Raw genomic sequence first — 3,671 nt, forward strand, 5'->3', positions numbered from 1 at the left:
CTATTCCTCGGGCATGTATGTGCGCCTGGCCTTTGCCGTGGCTGCGCACCTGGAGCCGGAGATTCTGATTGTGGATGAAGTGCTGGCCGTGGGCGATGCGCAGTTCCAGAAGAAGTGCCTGGGCAAGATGGAAGCAGTAGGTAAAGAAGGGCGGACAGTTCTATTTGTTAGCCATAATATGGGAACCGTAGGGCAGTTATGTGATAAAGGAGTGTTGCTTTCAGGGGGAGAGGTTTCTACCACAGGGAAAATGTCTGAGGTTATACAATCGTATATGACATCTGGTGATGTTGATAGTGCTGAGAAAGTATGGAATCCGCCTCATATGCCTGGAGACAATGAACTAAAATTAAAACGTGTAAGTGTTTTCCAATCTTCAAAAGTGAGCAGCACAATTAAAATTACGGAACCTTTTGTTATTGAGGTTGAGACCTATGCGGCTAAAAATATTCGGGAAGTAATGATTGGATTGATTATTAAAGATAATTTCGGGGTAGACTTGATTCACAGTTCTAGCGCTTTTGGAATTAAGGACCATGGGAGGAAAATTGGGAGTCAAACTGTTCGATGTGTAATACCTGCTGGCCTTCTAAATAGTGGGAGGTATTCGATCTCTGTTGGCGCGGATACTCCAAATACAAAGCAATACTTTCTTGAATATAATGTTTTGACATTTTCCATTGAGGCAACATCTAGTGAAATGAATCGGTATCAAAGTACAGACTGGAGAGGAATTTTAAGCCCCCTTATAGCCAAATGGGAAATCGTAGGAGAAAAATGACTATGGCCTCATTAGTAATAGAAGTTGGAAGAAAGGTGTTTTGGCGATGTGCAATTATGTGGATAATATCCAAATCACTTTATTCCTTCTTTTTTGCAAGAATAAATAAATTACCAGGAATGGAATTTGATTTGTTCGGCAGGAAATTAGCCCTTAAAGGAATGATGCGAGGAAATTTACACAAATATTTTAATTTATTAGTGAATCCTGTGTCATCAGTTAGGTATTTTGAATTTGACTTCGTATACAGGTGGATATCATTAGAGGGCAGTGCGTCAATACTAGACGTCTCATCTCCGAGAATTTTGCCCCTTTTTTTGGCTATGAACAGAAATATTAATCTAACAATGGTGAATCCAGACCCGAATGATCTGGATGAATCAAGAGGTATGGCTAGCCTTCTACAAGATGCAAGCATCAGATTTATGGATGGCGTAAGCGCTACCAAGCTTCCCTTCCCAGACAATTCCTTTGATGTAGTTGTTTCCATTAGTGTCATAGAGCACATAAGTGATGATGGAGACAGTGCCGCAATGGCAGAGTTTGTGCGTGTTGCTCGTCCAGGCGGTAAAATTATCATTACGTTCCCAGTTATGGGAGAATATTACGAAGAGTTTAGAGCTCATGACCCTTATGGTTCCCAAAGTTGGGATAGAGAAAGAAAAATGTTTTTTTTTCAACGTTTCTACGATGAAGAAGCAATAAATGAGCGCCTTATCGCGCAACATAATATTGATGTCATTTCTAAGGAATATTATATTGAAAAAAAACCTGGGATTTTTGATAAATATATGCGGAATTGTATCAGAAAGGGTATTTTTTATTCGTCAACTGATCCCTTAGTGATGCTAAGAATGTTTGATGGGCCGACGATGGATCATCCCAAAGATAGGATGGGTAATTGCATGATGGTAATAAAAGTAAAATAAAGGCAGGGTAAAAAAATGCTCAGAATTAAACAAATGATTCAAAAAATATTCAACCTCTTCGGTTATAGAATCAGCCGAATTGATCAACGAAATCTTGCCCATGAACGTAAGGTTGCCAATGCATTTTACCAAGGCCATTGTTTTAAAGTATTTATGAACGACAGTATTGGCGATGCTATTTTGACTGGTGAAGGGTGGGATAATCACCTTCAGGATATATTTGGAAAGTACTTGTCCAAATCTAGCGGGGATATCCTCGAAATTGGGGCAAATATAGGGGCAAGCTTTATTCCCATAGCGGGGCGTTATCCAAATCTAACATTTCACTGTATAGAGCCGATACCCGATTTTTATGAATTGCTTGAATTTAACAAATCATCATTTGGGTGTACAAACGTGAAATTATACAACTGTGCTATGGGAGATGTTGCAGGAAACGAGATTGTTATTCATGGTCAAGTAGGCACCGCTGGGGCGTTGAAAAGATATGATGAACATCGCTACGTTGATTCTTTTACGCTGCCGATTGTAACTGTTGACCAAATGTTTAGTGGTTATGACATTAAAATGATCAAGATCGATGTTGATGGCAATGAGTTGTCAGTATTACAGGGAGCTAGAAAAGTCTTGACTGACATGGATCCTCTGCTCTTTATAGAGTTTCATCTTAGATTGATGCGCGATTTAAATATAAATCCGCGAGACTTTCTCCAATTAATCCAAAACTTTGGATATAAGGAAATGACTATTTGGGATAACTTTGGATCTTATATTGGGACTATTCAGTCATTTGATGAGTTGCTGGATATTGCCGAATCTGTCCCATGGTATGTTGATGTGTTATTTCAGAAATAATGAGAGAATGCTCGATGTTGATTCTAAGTGTGCTAACGTATGCGACTTGTCTATAGGCTATGAAAGTAATTTATGACATTTCCGTCCTTGGTACGGGCTTTTATCATCAAAGGGCAAGGACAGGAATTGCGAGAGTCATTGAGAATGTAGCTCTGAGATTATATGGGTCGGACGAGTTGGACCTCCAGCTCTGTGCATTCCAGTCATTTGGTCAGTTTCTCCAAGCCCGAAAGTACCTTGAACAAGACGTTGTGCCTTTTGGGGAATGTTTTTATCGGGGAAGCGGTCTGACCAAAAAATTGATAGACATGATGACAGATATCTACCAGGAGCCATCTGCATCGAAGCATCAGATGAGAATTTTCCTACGAGCTTTTAATTATACTCTCAAATATTTGAACTTTTTGAATCCTAGCCTGGATCAAGCTGTTCTAAGCCGGGCAGATGTTTTTCATTCCACATTTTATCCACTTCCCGAAAGAACAAAGGGCGAAGCTAATCTTAGAAGGTTCATAACGGTTTATGATCTGATTCCTATCCTGTACCCCCAATACTTCGAGTTCAATGAAGATCATTTGATCCATGAAGTAGTAAATTCTATTGCCCCTGGCGATTGGGTTGTGGCTATTTCTCAATCCACTAAAGATGATTTGTGTAACTACAAAGAGATTGATCCTTCGCGTGTGGTTGTGACTCACTTGGCTGCTTCTGATTCATTCTATCCATGTAGCGATACAGAGAGGATAAAGGCCGTGAAGGAAAAGTATCGAATACCTCCCGCTCCTTATATCTTGAGTTTGTGCACCTTGGAGCCCAGAAAAAATATTGCACAAACTATCAAGTCGTTCCTGAGTCTTTTGCAGGAGAATCGTTTATCTGATCTGAATCTGGTTCTGGTAGGCACAAAAGGTTGGGACTTCGAGCATATATTTAATGAAATTTCCAATGCACCAGCATTTAGAGATAGAATTATAGTCACCGGTTATATTCCAGATGAGGACTTGGCTCCTTTATATAGCGGGGCCATGATGTTCGTCTACCCATCTTTTTATGAGGGGTTTGGGCTTCCGCCACTCGAAGCAATGCAGTGTGGTGTGCCTGTGATC

The 3,671-nt window shown here is 40.2% G+C and carries 4 protein-coding genes; all 4 read left to right on the top strand.

Translation table 11 applies throughout. The annotated features are described in order from the left end of the window. Positions 1-781, top strand: a 781-nt coding sequence (locus D6734_07535; GenBank protein ID RMF94509.1) for an ABC transporter ATP-binding protein, incomplete at its 5' end; no start/stop codon positions are given. Positions 782-1,104: 323 nt separating this feature from the next. After that, positions 1,105-1,710: a class I SAM-dependent methyltransferase gene (locus D6734_07540; protein RMF94512.1), complete on the top strand. Its 606-nt coding sequence runs from the start codon at positions 1,105-1,107 to the stop codon at positions 1,708-1,710. Positions 1,711-1,725: 15 nt separating this feature from the next. Continuing rightward, positions 1,726-2,565, top strand: a complete 840-nt coding sequence (locus D6734_07545) for an FkbM family methyltransferase (GenBank protein RMF94510.1) — start codon at positions 1,726-1,728, stop codon at positions 2,563-2,565. A 59-nt stretch (positions 2,566-2,624) separates the two neighbouring features. Further along, positions 2,625-3,671: glycosyltransferase family 1 protein (locus D6734_07550; GenBank protein RMF94511.1), on the top strand; the 1,047-nt coding region annotated here is incomplete at its 3' end.

The sequence above is a fragment of the Candidatus Schekmanbacteria bacterium genome (assembly GCA_003695725.1).
Lineage (GTDB): Bacteria > Schekmanbacteria > GWA2-38-11 > GWA2-38-11 > J061 > J061.

Coding starts and splice junctions, on each gene's coding strand:
- D6734_07545 (RMF94510.1), top strand. CDS start 1,726: ATGCTCAGAATTAAACAAATGATTCAAAAAATATTCAACCTCTTCGGT.
- D6734_07540 (RMF94512.1), top strand. CDS start 1,105: ATGAACAGAAATATTAATCTAACAATGGTGAATCCAGACCCGAATGAT.